The organism is Bacillus sp. PS95, from assembly GCF_037963565.1.
Taxonomy (GTDB): domain Bacteria; phylum Bacillota; class Bacilli; order Bacillales; family Bacillaceae; genus Bacillus; species Bacillus subtilis.
In genome coordinates, this window is the sequence record NZ_CP150160.1 from 1,163,875 (window position 1) to 1,182,894 (window position 19,020).

At 42.0% G+C, this 19,020-nt stretch carries 20 protein-coding genes and 1 other annotated feature; of the genes, 17 read left to right on the forward strand and 3 right to left on the reverse strand.

The window, feature by feature from the left end:
* Positions 1–75 precede the first annotated feature (75 nt).
* Positions 76–255 carry a YjzC family protein gene (locus NSQ12_RS06045; protein WP_003245356.1) on the forward strand — a complete coding sequence of 60 codons (180 nt, stop codon included), beginning with the start codon at positions 76–78 and terminating at the stop codon, positions 253–255.
* A gap of 45 nt (positions 256–300) precedes the next feature.
* Here the strand turns inward: NSQ12_RS06045 and NSQ12_RS06050 are convergent, their stop codons facing one another.
* Positions 301–486, reverse strand: a complete 186-nt coding sequence (locus tag NSQ12_RS06050; RefSeq protein WP_003245236.1) for a DUF2929 domain-containing protein — start codon at positions 484–486, stop codon at positions 301–303.
* Positions 487–734: 248 nt separating this feature from the next.
* Here NSQ12_RS06050 and NSQ12_RS06055 point away from each other — a divergent pair, with 248 nt between their 5' ends.
* From NSQ12_RS06055 to comZ, 4 genes are all read left to right on the forward strand, one after another.
* Positions 735–1,469 (forward strand): hypothetical protein, encoded by a 735-nt coding sequence (locus NSQ12_RS06055; RefSeq protein WP_003245223.1) that lies wholly within the window; start codon positions 735–737, stop codon positions 1,467–1,469.
* An 81-nt stretch (positions 1,470–1,550) separates the two neighbouring features.
* On the forward strand, positions 1,551–2,108 hold the full coding sequence (locus NSQ12_RS06060; protein ID WP_029317608.1) for a hypothetical protein: 558 nt from the start codon (positions 1,551–1,553) through the stop codon (positions 2,106–2,108).
* A gap of 89 nt (positions 2,109–2,197) precedes the next feature.
* Positions 2,198–3,151, forward strand: coding sequence for a transcriptional regulator Med (gene med, locus NSQ12_RS06065; RefSeq protein WP_014476425.1), 954 nt, complete (start codon positions 2,198–2,200; stop codon positions 3,149–3,151).
* Between the two features lie 14 nt (positions 3,152–3,165).
* Positions 3,166–3,357: a ComG operon transcriptional repressor ComZ gene (comZ, locus tag NSQ12_RS06070; protein ID WP_326147461.1), complete on the forward strand. Its 192-nt coding sequence runs from the start codon at positions 3,166–3,168 to the stop codon at positions 3,355–3,357.
* A gap of 29 nt (positions 3,358–3,386) precedes the next feature.
* On the opposite strand, the gene yjzB is transcribed toward comZ, so the two are convergent.
* Entirely contained in the window at positions 3,387–3,626 is a 240-nt protein-coding gene (gene yjzB, locus NSQ12_RS06075; protein ID WP_003232972.1) for a spore coat protein YjzB, read from the reverse strand.
* Between the two features lie 164 nt (positions 3,627–3,790).
* On the opposite strand from yjzB, the gene fabH reads away from it, so the two are divergent.
* The 9 genes from fabH to NSQ12_RS06120 all read left to right on the forward strand — a co-directional run bounded on the left by fabH (position 3,791) and on the right by NSQ12_RS06120 (position 13,646).
* Positions 3,791–4,729 carry a beta-ketoacyl-ACP synthase III gene (gene fabH, locus NSQ12_RS06080; protein ID WP_003232971.1) on the forward strand — a complete coding sequence of 313 codons (939 nt, stop codon included), beginning with the start codon at positions 3,791–3,793 and terminating at the stop codon, positions 4,727–4,729.
* Between the two features lie 22 nt (positions 4,730–4,751).
* Entirely contained in the window at positions 4,752–5,993 is a 1,242-nt protein-coding gene (gene fabF / locus NSQ12_RS06085; protein WP_024573256.1) for a beta-ketoacyl-ACP synthase II, read from the forward strand.
* Between the two features lie 75 nt (positions 5,994–6,068).
* Positions 6,069–6,854, forward strand: a complete 786-nt coding sequence (locus tag NSQ12_RS06090; protein WP_003232967.1) for a DUF2268 domain-containing protein — start codon at positions 6,069–6,071, stop codon at positions 6,852–6,854.
* 191 nt (positions 6,855–7,045) lie between these two features.
* The gene (appD, locus tag NSQ12_RS06095; protein WP_003232965.1) at positions 7,046–8,032 is read left to right on the forward strand and encodes an oligopeptide ABC transporter ATP-binding protein AppD; all 987 of its coding nucleotides are present in this window, start codon (positions 7,046–7,048) and stop codon (positions 8,030–8,032) included.
* The gene (gene appF, locus NSQ12_RS06100; protein WP_041056494.1) at positions 8,029–9,018 is read left to right on the forward strand and encodes an oligopeptide ABC transporter ATP-binding protein AppF; all 990 of its coding nucleotides are present in this window, start codon (positions 8,029–8,031) and stop codon (positions 9,016–9,018) included. Before appD ends, appF begins: the two co-directional genes overlap by 4 nt.
* A gap of 87 nt (positions 9,019–9,105) precedes the next feature.
* Positions 9,106–10,734 (forward strand): peptide-binding protein, encoded by a 1,629-nt coding sequence (locus NSQ12_RS06105; protein WP_123373381.1) that lies wholly within the window; start codon positions 9,106–9,108, stop codon positions 10,732–10,734.
* 74 nt (positions 10,735–10,808) lie between these two features.
* Positions 10,809–11,759: an ABC transporter permease gene (locus NSQ12_RS06110; protein ID WP_015252362.1), complete on the forward strand. Its 951-nt coding sequence runs from the start codon at positions 10,809–10,811 to the stop codon at positions 11,757–11,759.
* A gap of 15 nt (positions 11,760–11,774) precedes the next feature.
* Complete coding sequence (gene opp4C / locus NSQ12_RS06115) at positions 11,775–12,689, forward strand: oligopeptide ABC transporter permease (RefSeq protein WP_046160281.1); 915 nt, start codon at positions 11,775–11,777, stop codon at positions 12,687–12,689.
* 204 nt (positions 12,690–12,893) lie between these two features.
* Positions 12,894–13,646, forward strand: coding sequence for a YjbA family protein (locus NSQ12_RS06120; protein WP_167408052.1), 753 nt, complete (start codon positions 12,894–12,896; stop codon positions 13,644–13,646).
* A gap of 34 nt (positions 13,647–13,680) precedes the next feature.
* Here NSQ12_RS06120 and trpS read toward each other — a convergent pair whose 3' ends face one another.
* On the reverse strand, positions 13,681–14,673 hold the full coding sequence (trpS, locus tag NSQ12_RS06125; protein ID WP_015483084.1) for a tryptophan--tRNA ligase: 993 nt from the start codon (positions 14,671–14,673) through the stop codon (positions 13,681–13,683).
* Positions 14,674–14,731: 58 nt separating this feature from the next.
* Positions 14,732–14,946, reverse strand: a binding site (T-box leader).
* 471 nt (positions 14,947–15,417) lie between these two features.
* On the opposite strand from trpS, the gene oppA reads away from it, so the two are divergent.
* From oppA to oppC, 3 genes are all read left to right on the forward strand, one after another.
* Entirely contained in the window at positions 15,418–17,055 is a 1,638-nt protein-coding gene (gene oppA / locus NSQ12_RS06130) for an oligopeptide ABC transporter substrate-binding protein OppA (protein ID WP_015252360.1), read from the forward strand.
* A 107-nt stretch (positions 17,056–17,162) separates the two neighbouring features.
* Positions 17,163–18,098 (forward strand): oligopeptide ABC transporter permease OppB, encoded by a 936-nt coding sequence (gene oppB, locus NSQ12_RS06135; protein WP_003245554.1) that lies wholly within the window; start codon positions 17,163–17,165, stop codon positions 18,096–18,098.
* A 3-nt stretch (positions 18,099–18,101) separates the two neighbouring features.
* Positions 18,102–19,019: an oligopeptide ABC transporter permease OppC gene (oppC, locus tag NSQ12_RS06140; protein ID WP_003232954.1), complete on the forward strand. Its 918-nt coding sequence runs from the start codon at positions 18,102–18,104 to the stop codon at positions 19,017–19,019.
* The last annotated feature ends 1 nt before the right edge of the window (position 19,020 follow it).

Here is a 19,020-nt window from a genome sequence, read left to right on the forward strand (position 1 = left end):
GCAGTTTTTTTGATGGCAACATATTCACAGCCGCTTAGGCGCATACTACAGCAAAAAGGAAAAGGAGGAAAAACAGTGGGACAGCAGCACCAATTCCGGCCCGGACAGAAAGCGCCTAATAACGGTGTCTACGTAGAAATCGGCGAGACAGGGAGCATGGTTAAAAACCCTCAAAAGGTCCATCTGTCAGCAGGGGAAATGTTCCCCGAAACATCAAACCACAACCGGCTGTGGACCTACAAAAGAAAGCCGTGACCACTAAAAAACCCAAAACAATAAATGTTTTGGGTTTTTGGCTTTTTAATGCTGGCTTGCATTTTTGTTCATAGGCATGATTTCTGCTAAAACCATGATTAAGACATACAGTACAACAGCAATGACAGATGATGTTTTGAAATTATACGTAACGCTGTTCATGCTTGCAACCAAGTAGCATGCCATATGTGATAAAAGGAACGTCCAAATAAAGGCAATAATATATCGCACGTTTCCACCTCGTCCTTCTCATTCTATTCTAAAAGTTATCATACCATACAAAAAGCGAAGGGGGAATCCAATTTTAGCAGAAAGTGAGGTGACAAAAGAGTCTGATTCGTCACACTTTAATGGTAAAATATAAAACGTCAATCAGTATAATAGCCAAAAATGTAAAAGGCTAGGACTTTACCTTATTCGTTTCTTTTCTATTTACATAAGATAGCGTGAGATGAAGTGTGAAAGGAGGCGGGCAAGCGATGGGAATAACGGAAAGATACTTTCAACTGGGAACGGAGCATAATGTCATTCATCTGCCCTATCGCCCGAACGGCTTCGGCATCTTTATCTTGGGGGACAGAACCCACTTTGTCGGACATGATTCAAGCTTTTGGCAGCAGCATTATGGCAGAAATCAGCTTCTGAGCATGTTGATGAATGAAGGATACACTCTTTTTAACAGCAATCTGTTCGGAAGGCATTGGGGGGCGGAAAAAGCAGTCACCTATGCCAAACAGCTGATACATTCTGTGCTGAAGCAGGAAATCCTCAATCCGAAGATTCATATTTTAGCAGAAGGCATGGGTGCTCTCGTGGCCGATGAACTGCTTCGTTTTTCCCCGGATCATATCCGCTCAGCCGCAATGTTGAATCCTTGTCTCGATCTTCAGGCACATTATGAATCGGAAAAAGAAAATAAATTTTTCTATAAGCAATTTTTGAAAGAAGTATCGAAAAGCTACGGAATTTCTGAAAAAGAAGCGGAAGCGATTCGTTATAAAACAATTCAAAGCTACCCGAGCGGCGTACCGGTTCATATATGGCAGCGTATGACCGGAGCTCCATATCCCTACAGTGTACATGCGGAAGTTTTCAAGGAAAAACAGCAAAAGCAAGGCTCACCGGTCGACATGACATTTCATTTATTTGAGCATCCAAGCAGAATTTATGCATCAATTTGCAAATTCTTTCACAGTCATGAAAAAGAATTATAGAGAATATAATGACAGCAGCCTTCTCTTTTGCGGAGGCTGTTTTGTTTTGGGAAATGAAAAACCGGAAGGGCGGCAGATGCAATGGAATCAACGCTGATTGTAGGTGCGGACGAATTTTTCGGCCTTTCATTATGTGAGCGAATGATGGATGAAGGCATACATGTTGACGTTGTTCTGGCGGAAACAGAAGATAAAATGAGACAAATGTACTTAGAAGAAAGACTCATGTGGCTTGGGAGAAATGAACTCTTTCGCCAGCTTGAACACATTGGAGACCAAAATTATGATACAATTTGTATCCAGTTCGGAAGTTTTTTGCCTTTAGACCAATGTGATTCTCCTTATATTTTAGTATATGAAGAAGACCGCAAAGAATGGGAAAAACGTGAAAAAACAGGCTCGGAAAAAACCGTGATCCTGCCGAAAATGTATGGGCCATGGAAAGAAGAAACAGAGGAAAAAGGCTATTACACAAACGACGTGGCTGACGAGTTGCTGAGATTCCTGTTAGAACCAAGCCGTCATAGCAAAGATCAGCTTTTTGAATTGCAAGTCACAGAAAAAACCTCAAAAGAAGAAGCAAAAACAAAAATTATCGAGTGGAAAAGACAATTTTCATCAATTTTCGACAAATATTAAGAAAAACCTTCCATGTTTCGAGTTTTCTAGATACAATAAACGTATAAAAATAAACATGTTATAGCTTGTCAAAAGGAGTTGAACATGACTTGATCACAAGGCTTGTCATGATCTTTTCTGTCCTCCTTTTATTGAGTGGATGTGGACAAACTCCGTTCAAAGGAAAAATTGAGAAGGTCGGCATGCTCTTTCCTGATACGATTAATGACCTCGTATGGGGCACAAAAGGGTATAAAGGATTACTGAATATACAATCCAAATACAATGTGGACGTCTATTATAAAGAAGGCGTTAAAACAGAAGAAGATATCATAAATGCGATTGAGGATTTTCATAAGAGGGGCGTCAATCTGCTCTACGGCCATGGGAGTGAATATGCTGAGGTGTTTAACTTGGTCGGCGAAGATTATCCAGATATGGAATTCGTCATTTCCAATGCGAAAGCGAAAGCTGATAATGTAACGAGTGTCCATTTTAGCGGGGAAGCAATGGGCTTTTTTGGAGGAATGACTGCTGCCCATATGTCGAAAACGAATCAGGTCGGTGTAATTGCTTCCTTTACGTGGCAGCCTGAGGTTGACGGTTTTATCAAAGGGGCCAAGTATGAAAATCCGGATATAGAGGTAAATACGAAATATACGGATCATTGGGATGATGATACAACAGCAGTAAAGCTTTATCAGAAAATGAAGAACGAGGGCGCGGATGTTGTGTATCCCGCCGGAGACGGGTATAATGTTCCTGTTATTCAGCAAATCAAAAAAGACGGTCTTTATGCCATTGGCTACGTCACAGATCAATCGGATCTGGGCGAGAATACCGTATTAACCAGCACGGTGCAAAATGTGGACAAGGCCTATGAGATCATTGCTGAACAATTTAATAAAGGCACCCTTGAGGGCGGCGATCATTACTACGACCTGAATACGGGAGTCGTTGAGATGGGAACATTCAGCCCGCTCGTCGACAAAGACTTTCAGCAAAGAATCGCCAAGCTGATCAAAACATACAACAAAACAGGCGAGCTGCCAAAAAACGAGTAATGGAGTGACGTCACATGCAGCACGAAAAATCACTTGAATTCTTGCAAATTGCCATGAAATATCTCCCTGAAGCGAAAGAACAGCTTGAGAAATCAGGCATTGAGCTCTCAATGGAGACCATCCAGCCGTTTATGAATCTATTTACAACGGTAATGGCGGAAGCTTATGAGCTTGGCAAGTCTGACGCTAAATCTGAAACAGAATAAGAAGAAGCCACTTTTTTGAAAGTGGCTTTTCACATGATTTTCTTTTTAATAGCGGAGAGCATGGGCGCAAGCTCCTTTAAAGCGGGCTTGATTTGATCAAGAGAGTTCATAATTGAACCGATTTGGTCCATAATATGCATGTAATTAATCGTCTCTTCGTCGTTTGTCTGAGAAACCTGAGAAACTTCCTCTTGCTGTTCCTCCTCCTTCTCTTCTGTTGGTTTTGCTGCATCGCCGAACATCATTCTTGAAAACACATCCAACTGCATACGCCTCCTTTCCATATACCATACTCTATGAGTAAGATGAACTGATAGTTTAGACGAATATATTGCCATGTGAAAAAAAATAGGATAGAATTAGTACCTGATACTAATAATTGATCACAACCTGATTGATCTTCTAAATTTAAGATATAAAGGAGTCTTCCCTTATGAAAGCTGGAATACTTGGTGTTGGACGTTACATTCCTGAGAAGGTTTTAACAAATCATGATCTTGAAAAAATGGTTGAAACTTCTGACGAGTGGATTCGTACAAGAACAGGAATAGAAGAAAGAAGAATCGCAGCAGATGATGTGTTTTCATCACATATGGCTGTTGCAGCAGCGAAAAATGCGCTGGAACAAGCTGAAGTGGCTGCTGAGGATCTGGATATGATCTTGGTTGCAACTGTTACACCTGATCAGTCATTCCCTACGGTCTCTTGTATGATTCAAGAACAGCTCGGCGCGAAGAAAGCGTGTGCTATGGATATCAGCGCGGCTTGTGCGGGCTTCATGTACGGGGTTGTAACTGGTAAACAATTTATTGAATCCGGAACCTACAAGCATGTTCTAGTTGTTGGTGTAGAGAAGCTCTCAAGCATTACCGACTGGGAAGACCGCAATACAGCCGTTCTGTTTGGAGACGGAGCAGGCGCTGCGGTAGTCGGGCCAGTCAGTGATGACAGAGGAATCCTTTCATTTGAACTAGGAGCCGACGGCACAGGCGGTCAGCACTTGTATCTGAATGAAAAACGACATACAATCATGAATGGACGAGAAGTTTTCAAATTTGCAGTCCGCCAAATGGGAGAATCATGCGTAAATGTCATTGAAAAAGCCGGACTTTCAAAAGAGGATGTCGACTTTTTGATTCCGCATCAGGCGAACATCCGCATCATGGAAGCTGCTCGCGAGCGTTTAGAGCTTCCTGTCGAAAAGATGTCTAAAACTGTTCATAAATATGGAAATACTTCTGCCGCATCCATTCCGATCTCTCTTGTAGAAGAATTGGAAGCCGGTAAAATCAAAGACGGCGATGTGGTCGTTATGGTAGGGTTCGGCGGAGGACTAACATGGGGCGCCATTGCAATCCGCTGGGGCCGATAAAAAAAGGTGAGGTGCACACAAGATGACTAAAAAAAGAGTAGTTGTTACAGGACTTGGAGCATTATCTCCACTTGGCAACGACGTCGATACAAGTTGGAATAACGCAATCAACGGTGTGTCCGGAATCGGTCCGATCACTCGTGTTGACGCTGAAGAATATCCGGCAAAAGTTGCCGCTGAATTAAAAGATTTTAATGTTGAAGATTATATGGATAAAAAAGAAGCCAGAAAAATGGACCGCTTTACACAATATGCGGTTGTGGCTGCGAAAATGGCGGTTAAAGATGCAGAGCTTAACATTACCGATGAGATCGCGCCGAGAGTCGGTGTTTGGGTAGGCTCCGGTATCGGAGGACTTGAAACACTAGAGTCTCAATTTGAAATCTTCTTAACAAAAGGCCCAAGACGGGTAAGCCCGTTTTTCGTGCCAATGATGATTCCTGACATGGCGACAGGCCAGATTTCTATTGCATTAGGAGCAAAAGGGGTGAATTCTTGTACGGTTACAGCATGTGCTACAGGAACGAACTCCATCGGTGACGCGTTTAAGGTTATTCAGCGCGGTGATGCAGACGTGATGGTCACAGGCGGAACAGAAGCGCCGCTGACAAGAATGTCATTCGCCGGCTTTAGTGCCAACAAAGCGCTGTCTACTAATCCAGATCCGAAAACAGCGAGCCGCCCGTTCGATAAAAACCGTGATGGCTTTGTCATGGGGGAAGGTGCAGGGATTATCGTTCTTGAAGAACTTGAACATGCCCTGGCCCGCGGCGCTAAAATTTACGGAGAAATTGTCGGCTACGGCTCAACCGGAGACGCTTATCATATCACAGCGCCGGCCCAAGACGGTGAAGGCGGAGCGAGAGCGATGCAAGAAGCCATTAAAGATGCAGGCATTGCACCTGAAGAAATTGATTACATCAATGCTCACGGGACAAGCACGTATTACAACGACAAATACGAAACAATGGCGATTAAGACCGTTTTCGGCGAGCATGCGCATAAACTTGCGGTAAGCTCTACAAAATCGATGACAGGCCACCTATTAGGAGCAGCCGGCGGTATTGAAGCGATTTTCTCTATCCTGGCCATTAAAGAAGGCGTGATTCCGCCGACAATCAATATTCAAACACCTGACGAAGAATGTGATTTGGATTATGTGCCTGATGAAGCCCGCAGACAGGAACTTAATTATGTTCTCAGCAACTCATTAGGATTCGGCGGACACAACGCAACATTAATCTTTAAGAAATATCAATCATAATCAAGCCAAACCGGCTGCCCTTAAAGGGTAGCCGGTTTTTTTTGTGTGCATAGGATTAAAAGAGGAGGCGATCACATGAGTGTAGAACAAACATATAGCTGGCTCAGGAAGGCCGGTTCAATAGATGATTTGGCGCATTACATTATCCCGCTTTTTTCAGGTGCGGAGAAAAAGAACTGGAAGGGCATTCTGGGGCATCTTCAGCATCATGGGATGTTTAAAAACATAAAAGAGGGTATTCAGACGGTTTCCAAGCTGAAGGAAAAAGGTTTTTACGGACATATCCAAAAGGAAGAACAGTACCTCAAAAACAAATGGCAAGGTCCTGATGTACCAATTGTTACGCTGCCGGTTGATGAACGAAACAGGAGAATCCGTTTAGAGTTCGGATCAAAATCAGGACTCGCCTTTCAAGACAAAATGTTTCTTTTTCTTTCGTCAGATTTAGATTTTGGGTCGGTATCTGCCCTTATGACGCATGAGTATCATCACGTTTGCCGGTTAGGTCATCTGACAAAAGAGGAAAAGGATGTCACATTACTTGATACAATCATCATGGAAGGGCTGGCGGAATATGCTGTTTATGAGAGGTTCGGCCGAAGTCAAACGGCTGAGTGGACGACTTGGTATACACCGGAGCAGCTTCAGGCTTTATATGAAAAAAAGATTGCGCCCCATCGGGATATCAAACGGGATAATCGATTATTTCCCCAGCTGTTATTCGGCAAAGGATATCAGCCAAAAATGCTTGGATACGCAGTTGGATTCAATATTGTAAAAAAATATTTAACTGCCAGCAAGGCAAGCACCGCAGACGGGCTGTCCATTCCTGCTGAGACCTTTTTGGATGCAATGCTTTAAAAGGATAAAATAATGGAATTTCATTAATAATATTACAATTATCCTAAAAAATTCTTGATTTTGCAAAATGATTGTAATAATATACAACTATAAAATTTTTCGATAATTCAATATTATTTATTATTTCTGAATAAAGGGATTGCTTTCTCTTGAAAACGTTTGACAACAAGAGGGGGGAAAGGGGAGCTAGCATGAGCACACTTTTAGAAGTGAATAATTTAAAGACTTATTTTTTTAGGAAAAAGGAGCCGATCCCTGCGGTTGACGGAGTCGATTTTCACATCAGCAAAGGCGAAACCGTCGCGCTTGTAGGTGAATCGGGCTCCGGAAAAAGCATTACTTCTTTATCAATTATGGGCCTCGTCCAAAGCTCAGGCGGAAAAATCATGGACGGCTCTATTAAACTCGAAGACAAAGACCTCACCTCATTCACTGAAAACGATTATTGCAAAATCCGCGGTAACGAAGTATCCATGATCTTTCAGGAACCAATGACCTCCCTTAATCCGGTGTTAACAATCGGAGAACAAATTACCGAAGTGCTGATTTACCATAAAAACATGAAGAAAAAAGAAGCCCGTCAACGAGCTGTTGAACTCTTGCAGATGGTCGGTTTCTCCCGGGCGGAGCAAATTATGAAGGAGTACCCGCATCGGCTGTCCGGCGGTATGAGACAGAGGGTGATGATTGCCATCGCACTGAGCTGTAATCCTAAACTGCTCATTGCTGATGAACCAACGACAGCGCTTGACGTGACAATACAAGCCCAGGTGCTGGAGCTCATGAAAGATCTCTGTCAGAAGTTCAATACATCGATTCTTCTCATCACACACGACTTAGGTGTCGTGTCTGAAGCTGCCGATAGAGTGATTGTCATGTACTGCGGACAAGTCGTAGAAAACGCCACTGTTGATGACTTATTTTTAGAACCGCTTCATCCGTATACAGAAGGCCTGCTTACGTCAATTCCTGTTATAGATGGAGAGATTGATAAATTAAATGCAATTAAAGGCAGTGTGCCTACACCGGATAATCTGCCGCCGGGGTGCCGTTTTGCCCCAAGGTGCCCGAAAGCTATGGATAAGTGCTGGACAAATCAGCCTTCGCTATTGACACACAAAAGCGGAAGAACGGTGAGATGCTTTTTATATGAGGAAGAGGGTGCCGAACAATCATGACAGCAGCTAATCAAGAAACAATCTTAGAGCTTCGTGACGTAAAAAAATACTTTCCGATCCGGTCAGGCCTTTTTCAAAGAAAAGTCGGTGATGTAAAAGCGGTGGATGGTGTTTCATTTTCGTTAAAAAAAGGAGAAACACTCGGAATCGTTGGAGAGTCGGGCTGCGGAAAATCGACTGCCGGCAGAACGATGATCAGACTGTACAAACCGACAGAGGGCCAAATTCTTTTTAAAGGGCAGGATATTTCCAATCTGTCAGAGGAGAAGCTGCGGAAGAGTGTCCGCAAAAATATTCAAATGGTTTTCCAAGATCCATTTGCTTCGTTAAACCCGAGAAAGACCCTGCGTTCCATCATAAAGGAGCCGTTTAATACGCACAACATGTATACCATGCGTGAACGAAACGAAAAAGTTGAAGAGCTGCTTGCAAGAGTAGGGCTTCACCCGTCGTTTGCCAGCCGTTATCCCCATGAATTTTCCGGCGGCCAGCGCCAGCGGATCGGCATTGCCAGAGCACTCACTTTGAATCCAGAGCTGATCATTGCAGATGAGCCGGTTTCCGCACTTGATGTATCTATTCAGGCCCAAGTGATTAACTTGATGGAGGAATTACAGGAAGAATTTAATCTTACGTATCTATTTATCTCTCATGATCTGAGTGTCGTCCGCCATATCAGCGACAGAGTCGGAGTAATGTATCTTGGCAAAATGATGGAACTGACCGGCAAGCATGAGCTTTATGACAACCCGCTTCACCCATATACCCAAGCGCTTTTATCCTCCGTTCCGGTTACAAGAAAAAGAGGATCTGTCAAACGTGAACGCATTGTCCTGAAGGGAGAACTGCCTAGCCCGGCCAACCCGCCAAAAGGCTGCGTATTCCACACAAGATGTCCTGTTGCAAAATCGATATGCAAGGAACAAATACCAGAATTTAAAGAAGCTGCTCCCAGCCACTTTGTGGCTTGTCACCTTTATAGCTAATGTTGCCCGCACAGCTTTGAGAGGGGGTATGCACACTACATAAACAACAGCTGAGAAGAACGAACATTTCAAGAGGGGGAATATCTAATGAAAAGACGGAAAACCGCACTGATGATGCTAAGTGTATTGATGGTTCTGGCCATCTTTTTATCAGCCTGCTCGGGATCAAAATCAAGCAACAGCAGCGCGAAAAAATCAGCAGGCAAACCGCAGCAAGGCGGGGATTTGGTTGTTGGTTCAACTGGGGAGCCTACGTTGTTTAATCCACTCTATTCTACAGACGTTTCCAGTTCAGATATTGAAGGGATGATCTATAGTACATTATTAGAAACGGATGAAAAACTAAATGTGAAACCTGCTTTAGCTGAGAAAGTAACGGAATCCAAAGATGGCCTGACTTATGATGTCAAAATTAGAAAAGGTGTAAAATTCCATGATGGAAAAGAACTTACAGCCGATGACGTTGTTTTCACTTATAGCATCCCTTTAAACAAGGACTATAATGGTGAACGCGGTTCTGGTTTTGAATCACTAAAATCTGTTACAAAAAAAGGTGATTATGAAGTTGAATTTAAATTAAAGAAAAAGGATGCGTATTTTTACAATGTTGTTTTAGACAGTTACGGTATTCTGCCTAAACACATTTTAGGGAAAGTGCCAGTTGCAGATTTAGGAGAAAATGAATTTAACAGGAAAAATCCAATTGGTTCGGGTCCATTCAAGTTTGTTGAATGGAAGAAGGGCGATTATGTAAAACTTGAAGCAAATGATGACTATTATGGCGGAAGACCGTATTTAGATACAGTGACAGTTAAGACGATTCCTGATTCTAATGCAGCTGTTGCTCAATTAAAAGCTGGGGATATTGACTTCTTTGTTGTACCAGGCACAGACTTTGAGACAGTTAAAACATTTGATAATGTTCAAGTTAAATCAGATCTTGGTTTGAACTACAGTTATATTGGATGGAATGAAAAAAATGAATTATTTAAAGACAAAAAAGTCCGTCAAGCTCTTACGTATGCGCTTGATCGAAAAGCAATGGTAGATCAGGTGTTAAACGGTGATGGAAAAGTTGCAAACGTTCCTGAAAGTCCGCTTTCTTGGAACTATCCAAAAGGTGATGTACCTACATTTGATTACAATCCTAAAAAGGCTAAAAAGCTCTTGGAAGAAGCAGGATGGAAAGATACAGATGGAGACGGTTACCTTGATAAGGACGGAAAGAAATTCTCATTTACCATTAAAACGAACCAGGGTAATAAGATTCGGGAGGATTTAGCAGTTGTTGTTCAGCAGCAACTTAAAGAAGTAGGAATTGAAGCAAAACCGCAAATTGTAGAATTTAGTGCTCTTATTGAACAAACAAGCGCACCGAATTGGGATTATGATGCACTACTGCTCGGTTGGAGTTTGGCTACATTCCCAGATCAATTTTCAATTTTCCACTCCAGTCAATCTAAGAACGGATTAAACAACATATGGTATAAGAATCCTAAAGTCGATAAACTTTTAGAAGAAGCTAAATCAATTACAGACAGAAAAGAATATCAGAAAAAATACGAAGAAATCTATAAATTGATTGCTGAGGACCAGCCTTATTCATTCCTGTTTTATTACAATTATCATAGGGCAATCCCGACAAACATGCATGGATATGTATTCCATCCGAAAAATGACTTATATCATATTGAAAAATGGTGGCTTGAACAATAATAGTTAAATCCCTAGAGAGGTGAGGATTATGCATCCTTTCCTCTTTATCCTATTTTAGAAAAGGGGACAAGAATATGGTTACATATATTGTTCGTCGAACATTAATGTCTCTGCCAATTCTTTTGGGCATTACAATTTTATCATTTGCGATAATGAAAGCGGCGCCAGGTGATCCGATGTCACTTATGATGGATCCGACAATCAGCCAAGCTGACAGAGCCAAATTTATTGAAAAGTACGGGCTCAATGATCCAGAACCTGTTCAGTACTTAAAATGGCTTGGGAACATGCTCCAAGGCGACTTTGGGACATCTATTGTGAAAAAGGGGACACCAGTTTCCGATCTAATCCTTTCACGTTTGCCAAATACTCTGGTGCTTATGGTTTTTTCAACTCTTGTTGCTCTTCTGATTTCAATTCCTTTCGGTGTTCTTTCTGCAAAACGCCCTTATTCTAAGCTTGACTATGGTATAACCGTCACGTCATTTTTGGGGCTGGCAATACCAAATTTCTGGTTCGGATTAATTCTTATTATGGTTCTTTCCGTAAATCTCGGTTGGTTTCCTACGGGAGGTGTCGGCACTTTAAACGCTGACTTTAACATTTTTGATAGGCTCCATCATTTAATTTTACCTGCGTTTGTTTTAGCAACTGCGGATATGGCAGGTATTACTCGTTATACAAGATCAAGTATGCTTGATGTATTAAAGCAAGATTATATAAGAACAGCTCGAGCCAAAGGATTCAAAGAAAATAAAGTGATTTTTAAACATGGTTTGAGAAATGGCCTGCTTCCTGTTATTACAATTTTCGGATTGATGATTCCATCATTTATTGGCGGTGCTGTAGTAGTTGAACAGATTTTTACTTGGCCGGGATTAGGGAAGTTATTTATTGATTCGGCATTCTCTCGAGATTATCCGGTTATTATGGCCATGACTGTGATTTCTGCTGTTTTGGTTGTACTGGGGAACTTGATTGCAGATATTTTGTATGCATTAGTTGATCCGAGAATTGAATATTAAAAGGGGGTGGCACACATGACACATCCAAACACTGCGGCTCCCTCTAATGAGGTAAAGCTAAAAGAAAATATTAGAAAAAAACCAGAAACAATGACTAGGATCTTTTTTGAGAAATTTTTCAAAAATAGGCTTGCTGTTGTTGGGGGTATAATTTTAACAGTTATCATCTTAATGGCGGTCTTTGCTCCTTTTATTGCGCCTTACTCGCCTGAGAGTCAATCTCTTTTAAACAAACTGAAGCCGCCAAGCGCTCAAAATCTAATGGGGACGGATAAGTTTGGGCGCGATATATTTACAAGGGTGTTATATGGTGCCCGTGTGTCTTTATTAGTTGGTTTTGCTTCCGTAATTGGTGCGATTACAATTGGTACGGTTGTTGGAGCCTTAGCAGGATACTTTAGAGGAATAGTAGATGCTGTATTGATGAGGGCTGTCGACGTAGTTTTATCTATTCCGGATATTTTTCTGCTTATTACCTTAGTTACAATTTTTCAACCGGGAATGGATAAGTTAATTTTGATTTTTTCTCTGACGGGCTGGACTACAACAGCGAGACTAGTCAGAGGCGAGTTTCTATCCCTACGGTCAAGGGAATTTGTATTGGCTGCTAAAACAATAGGCACAAAAAATCACAAAATTATTTTTTCGCATATATTGCCGAATTGTATTGGGCCAATTATTGTTTCCGCTACTCTAAAAGTAGGCAGTGTCATTCTAGCTGAATCAACGCTAAGCTATTTGGGTTTCGGTATCCAGCCGCCAATTGCTAGCTGGGGAAACATGCTTCAGGATGCTCAAAACTTTACATTAATGATTCAAGCATGGTGGTACCCGTTATTTCCCGGGCTATTTATTTTAATGACCGTTTTATGCTTCAACTTTGTCGGTGATGGCCTGCGGGATGCGCTTGACCCGAAAAATATTAAATAAAAATGAAAATAATATCTGTGATAAAATATCACCAAATCAGAAAAAAGCAGGTCTCCTTTTGTCAGAAAATATACAAAGAGATCTGCTTTTTATGATTCTTACATAAACCCAATGATTCCAGATTTCCTCAATCTCTTTGGAATAATTTCTCTATCCCTTGCCTATACTGTGGACAACAGTTTTTATAAAAGTGAGGGGTTAGAGATGTTATTTCTTCATGATGTGTGGGTCAATTGGTTTGAAGGGGAAGAAAATGGCTACAATGTATGCCACTTTCACGAATGGCGCAAGGAAGATACGGTTGAGCTTTTGGATCAGGTGCCGCTGTTAAGGGTGCCGTCAGTACTGTTTCATTACATAGAAAACGATTTGTCAGAGCTTCCGGAAGGTTTGCTTGAAGACGTACATCAGAAATCGTACATTCGGAAAAATCATGAGCGGACAAAGCTTGAGTATTGTTTTGTCGTAACAGACGGAATCGGCATTTTAGCTGTCGACACGATCGGCTACACGATCCCTGTCAGAAAAAGCCGTCTGATCCCAAGACAGGAGCAGCTCGTTTATGAAATGGTAAAAGATGTAGAGCCTGAAACATATGAATTTGAGCCAAAGAAGCTGGAATCCTCTAAGGAATATCACATCTTATCATTAGCACCAGAACATGTCAGAGGACTGACTAGAAAAGAACGGCAAATTAAGCAGCTGATGTTTATGGCGCTTGACCAATTAAAAGGGCTGAAAAACCGGGCTGAAATCGGCTACTGGTACACAGAGTGGAATCCGCATATGTATGAACAAATCAAAAGGATGAGCTTTGAAGAGATTTGGGACATGCTGTATAACGAAACAATTGAAGGCTGGTCGGACAAACACCTAGCTTTTTGCGAAAACCTAATAAAAGGACAGCCTTTTTTCGAAAAGCTTTGGGAAATGGAAAACGAATCAAAGGTCAACTGAAAAAAACCGCTCTTTGCAAAGAGCGGTTTTTTGATCAGCGTCTTTTTCTTCCAAGACCCATGGCATTCTCCATTTTTTTCAGCATTTTGTTTGCTGTCCGGTTCGCCCGTTCCGCGCCTTCATCAAGAATCCGGTCTAATTCTTCAGATTCTATCAGCTCATAATAGCGGTCCTGGATCGGTTTTAATGCGTTCACCACGACTTCTGCCAAATCACCTTTAAACTCGCCGTAGCCTTTTCCTTCGTACTTTGCTTCAAGCTCTTCAATTGTCGTATTGCCGAGGATTGAATAAATTGTAAGAAGGTTGGAAACGCCCGGTTTGTTTTCTTTGTCAAATTTCACAATGCCTTCAGAATCTGTCACAGCGCTTTTGATTTTCTTTTCAAGAAGCTTCGGTTCATCCAGCAGGGTAATATAAGCTTTCTGATTTGGATCAGATTTGCTCATTTTCTTCAGCGGATCATTCAGAGACATGATGCGTGCACCGACTTTTGGAATTTTCACTTCCGGAATCGTAAAGATGTCGTTGTATTTTTTGTTGAAGCGTTCTGCAAGATTCCGCGTCAGTTCAAGGTGCTGCTTTTGATCCTCGCCGACAGGTACAAGATCCGTTCCGTACAGCAGAATATCAGCGGCCATCAGCGGCGGATACGTTAACAGGCCGGAGACGACAGCTTCATTGCCTTTGGATTTGTCCTTAAATTGAGTCATCCGCTCAAGCTCGCCGATATAGGCGACACACTGCATCATCCATCCGGCCTGCGCATGCGCGGGGACCTCTGACTGAATAAACAATGTTGCTTTTTCTGGATCAAGTCCGACAGCTAAGTAAAGCGCCGCGAGATTGCGGATATTCTTTCTAAGCTCAAGCCGGTCTTGAGGAACAGTTATCGCATGCTGGTCCACGATGCAAAAATAGCTGTTATAATCATGCTGCAGTTCGACAAACTGCTTCATTGCACCGATATAGTTGCCGAGCGTCACTGAGCCGCTTGGCTGAATGCCTGAAAAAATCGTTTGTTTCATGAAAACATCAACCTCATTTCTTAAAACATAATAAAAAAGGCTCATTCTTCCCCTGTAAAAAAGGGACGAATGAACCGTGGTACCACCCTGATTATTCCATTAAAATGAAATCACTCTGACGTTTGTAACGGAGACTGCTCCGGCTGAGCCTACTTTTTTCCAGTTCGGTCAGCTGCTCCAAAGTCCATTCCACATTGCCCGTTATCTGCTCCCAGCACCGCAGACTCTCTTCAAACAGGTGAAACGTGTACTACTCTTTTTCATAGCAAGCTTTTCTTTTGATTGCTTCATTATAAATCAATTATAACCAATTGTCATCATGAAAAAACATTCTTTTTTCCAGTAAAATTGTAATAATATAAATAACACGAGTGCTGTAAAATCCTTAAATGATAACTGCTATCAGCGTAAAAACAGGCAGATATTATATGTAAAAAGCAATATGGGCAGAAAACACATGAAAAAGTTTTTAATCAATTTATGCTTTAAATGGTAGAAGGATATTATGTTCATGGAAGAAAAACTAACGAAGTTTAAATATTTTAAATTGATAAAATAATATTGCAATAAATTATTTGTTTCATTATAATGAACTTGTTCACTCTATTGTTACAGCTTTTTTACAAAAATAATCAGAAAAGACGGAACAGAATAAAAGTTGTGGAAACTCAGGTTCATTTGTCTGATATTTCTGAGGATTTAGCCGTAAGGAGCTGAAAAATTATTATTAGGGGGTTTGCGAATATGAAAAAACGTTGGTCGATTGTCACGTTGATGCTCATTTTCACTCTCGTGCTGAGCGCGTGCGGCTTTGGCGGCAGCGGATCAAACGGTGAAGGGAAAAAGGACAGTAAAGGAAAGACGACACTTAACATTAATATTAAAACTGAGCCGTTCTCCTTACATCCGGGATTGGCAAATGATTCAGTATCAGGCGGTGTTATCCGTCAGACTTTTGAAGGATTGACACGTATCAATGCAGATGGTGAGCCTGAAGAAGGCATGGCTTCTAAGATTGAAACGAGCAAGGACGGAAAGACATATACATTTACCATTCGTGATGGTGTGAAATGGTCTAATGGAGACCCTGTAACTGCACAAGATTTTGAATATGCTTGGAAATGGGCGCTTGACCCTAATAACGAATCACAATACGCTTACCAGCTCTACTACATAAAAGGTGCTGAAGCGGCGAATACCGGAAAAGGCAGCCTAGACGATGTGGCAGTAAAAGCTGTGAATGACAAAACGCTGAAGGTTGAATTAAATAACCCGACTCCATATTTCACTGAATTAACTGCGTTCTATACGTATATGCCGATCAATAAGAAAATTGCAGAGAAAAATAAAAAGTGGAATACAAATGCCGGAGATGATTATGTATCAAACGGGCCGTTCAAAATGACGGCATGGAAACACAGCGGCTCTATTACTCTCGAAAAAAATGACCAGTATTGGGATAAAGACAAAGTCAAACTGAAGAAAATCGATATGGTTATGATCAACAATAACAATACGGAACTAAAAAAATTCCAAGCTGGCGAACTTGATTGGGCCGGTATGCCGCTCGGACAGCTTCCGACAGAATCCCTGCCGACCTTGAAAAAAGACGGTTCTTTACATGTTGAGCCGATTGCAGGTGTGTATTGGTACAAATTCAACACTGAAGCTAAGCCATTAGACAACGTAAATATCCGTAAAGCTTTAACATATTCGCTTGACCGTCAGTCGATTGTTAAAAACGTTACGCAAGGAGAGCAAATCCCGGCAATGGCTGCAGTGCCGCCTACAATGAAGGGATTTGAGGATAACAAAGAAGGATACTTCAAAGACAATGATGTCAAAACAGCAAAAGAATACCTTGATAAAGGCCTAAAAGAAATGGGCTTGAGCAAGGCATCTGATTTGCCAAAAATCAAATTGTCTTACAACACTGATGACGCACACGCGAAAATCGCTCAAGCAGTACAAGAAATGTGGAAGAAAAATTTAGGCGTTGATGTTGAGCTTGATAACTCAGAGTGGAATGTCTATATTGATAAGCTCCACAGCCAAGATTATCAAATCGGCCGTATGGGCTGGCTCGGCGACTTCAATGATCCTATCAACTTCCTTGAATTGTTCCGTGACAAAAACGGAGGAAATAACGATACAGGCTGGGAAAATCCAGAATTCAAAAAGCTTCTGAATCAGTCACAAACTGAAACAGATAAAACAAAACGTGCAGAGCTGCTGAAAAAAGCAGAAGGTATTTTCATTGATGAAATGCCGGTTGCCCCAATCTATTTCTATACTGATACTTGGGTACAGGATGAAAACCTAAAAGGTGTTATCATGCCAGGTACTGGTGAGGTTTATTTCAGAAACGCATATTTTAAATAAGGCTACGTCTGAAAATAAAAGACCTCAAGGTATATGGGGAGAAAAGCCCCATATACCTTTCTTACTGATGGAGTATAAAAATGTAAAAACCATGGAGGTGTTCCCCCTTGCTAAAATATATCGGAAGACGCTTAGTCTATATGATTATCACACTATTTGTGATTGTAACTGTGACATTCTTCTTAATGCAAGCAGCACCGGGCGGGCCATTTTCAGGTGAGAAAAAGCTTCCGCCTGAAATTGAAGCAAATTTAAATGCGCATTATGGCTTGGACAAGCCGCTGTTTGTACAATATGTCAGTTATTTGAAATCAGTTGCAATGTGGGATTTCGGACCGTCATTTAAATATAAAGGTCAGAGTGTTAACGACCTGATCAGTTCAGGTTTCCCCGTTTCATTTACTCTTGGAGCAGAAGCTATTCTCCTCGCTTTAGCGTTAGGTGTATTGTTTGGGGTCATTGCAGCCCTTTACCATAATAAGTGGCAGGATTATACCGTCGCGATTTTAACGATATTTGGTATTTCGGTTCCGAGCTTTATCATGGCGGCTGTTCTGCAATATGTGTTCTCCATGAAGCTTGGGCTGTTTCCGGTCGCGGGGTGGGATTCCTGGGCATACACCTTTTTGCCTTCAATCGCACTTGCTTCCATGCCGATGGCGTTTATTGCCAGACTTTCCCGTTCAAGCATGATCGAAGTGTTAAACAGTGATTATATCCGCACAGCGAAAGCGAAAGGGCTGTCCCGCCCAGCGGTTACAGTGCGGCACGCCATTCGAAACGCGCTTTTGCCGGTTGTTACATATATGGGTCCGATGGCCGCACAGGTCTTAACGGGGAGCTTCATTATTGAAACCATTTTTGGGATCCCGGGGCTTGGTGCACACTTCGTCAACAGTATTACAAACCGTGATTATACGGTCATTATGGGTGTAACGGTGTTCTTCAGTGTCATCCTGCTATTGTGTGTATTAATCGTAGATGTGTTATACGGCATTATTGATCCAAGAATCAAGCTTTCCAAAGCAAAGAAAGGAGCCTAGGCCATGCAGAACATTCCAAAAAACATGTTTGAACCAGCCGCAGCGAATGCCGGCGATGCAGAAAAAATAAGTAAAAAGAGCCTTTCCCTCTGGAAAGATGCGATGCTTCGCTTCCGCAGCAATAAGCTTGCAATGGTCGGGCTTATCATTATCGTGCTCATTATCCTTATGGCAATTTTTGCGCCGATGTTCTCAAGGTATGATTATTCAACTACTAATCTTTTAAATGCGGATAAGCCGCCTTCAAAAGATCACTGGTTCGGCACAGATGATCTTGGACGGGACATTTTCGTCCGTACATGGGTAGGGGCGCGAATCTCAATCTTTATCGGTGTCGCAGCCGCTGTTCTCGATTTGCTGATCGGCGTCATTTGGGGGAGCATTTCAGGCTTCCGCGGAGGAAGAACAGATGAAATCATGATGCGCATCGCTGACATCCTTTGGGCAGTTCCTTCATTATTAATGGTTATCTTACTGATGGTTGTTCTTCCGAAAGGGCTATTTACGATTATTATTGCCATGACGATTACGGGCTGGATTAACATGGCCAGAATCGTGCGCGGACAAGTGCTGCAGCTGAAGAATCAAGAGTATGTGCTTGCTTCACAGACACTGGGTGCAAAAACATCCCGTCTGCTGTTTAAACATATCGTGCCAAACGCAATGGGTTCCATTTTGGTCACGATGACATTGACAGTTCCTACTGCGATTTTCACAGAAGCCTTTTTAAGCTATTTGGGACTCGGTGTTCCGGCTCCGCTGGCAAGCTGGGGAACGATGGCTTCTGACGGATTGCCTGCATTGACCTATTATCCGTGGCGTTTATTCTTCCCTGCCGGATTTATCTGCATTACAATGTTTGGTTTCAACGTTGTCGGCGACGGATTAAGAGACGCATTGGATCCTAAGTTACGTAAATAAG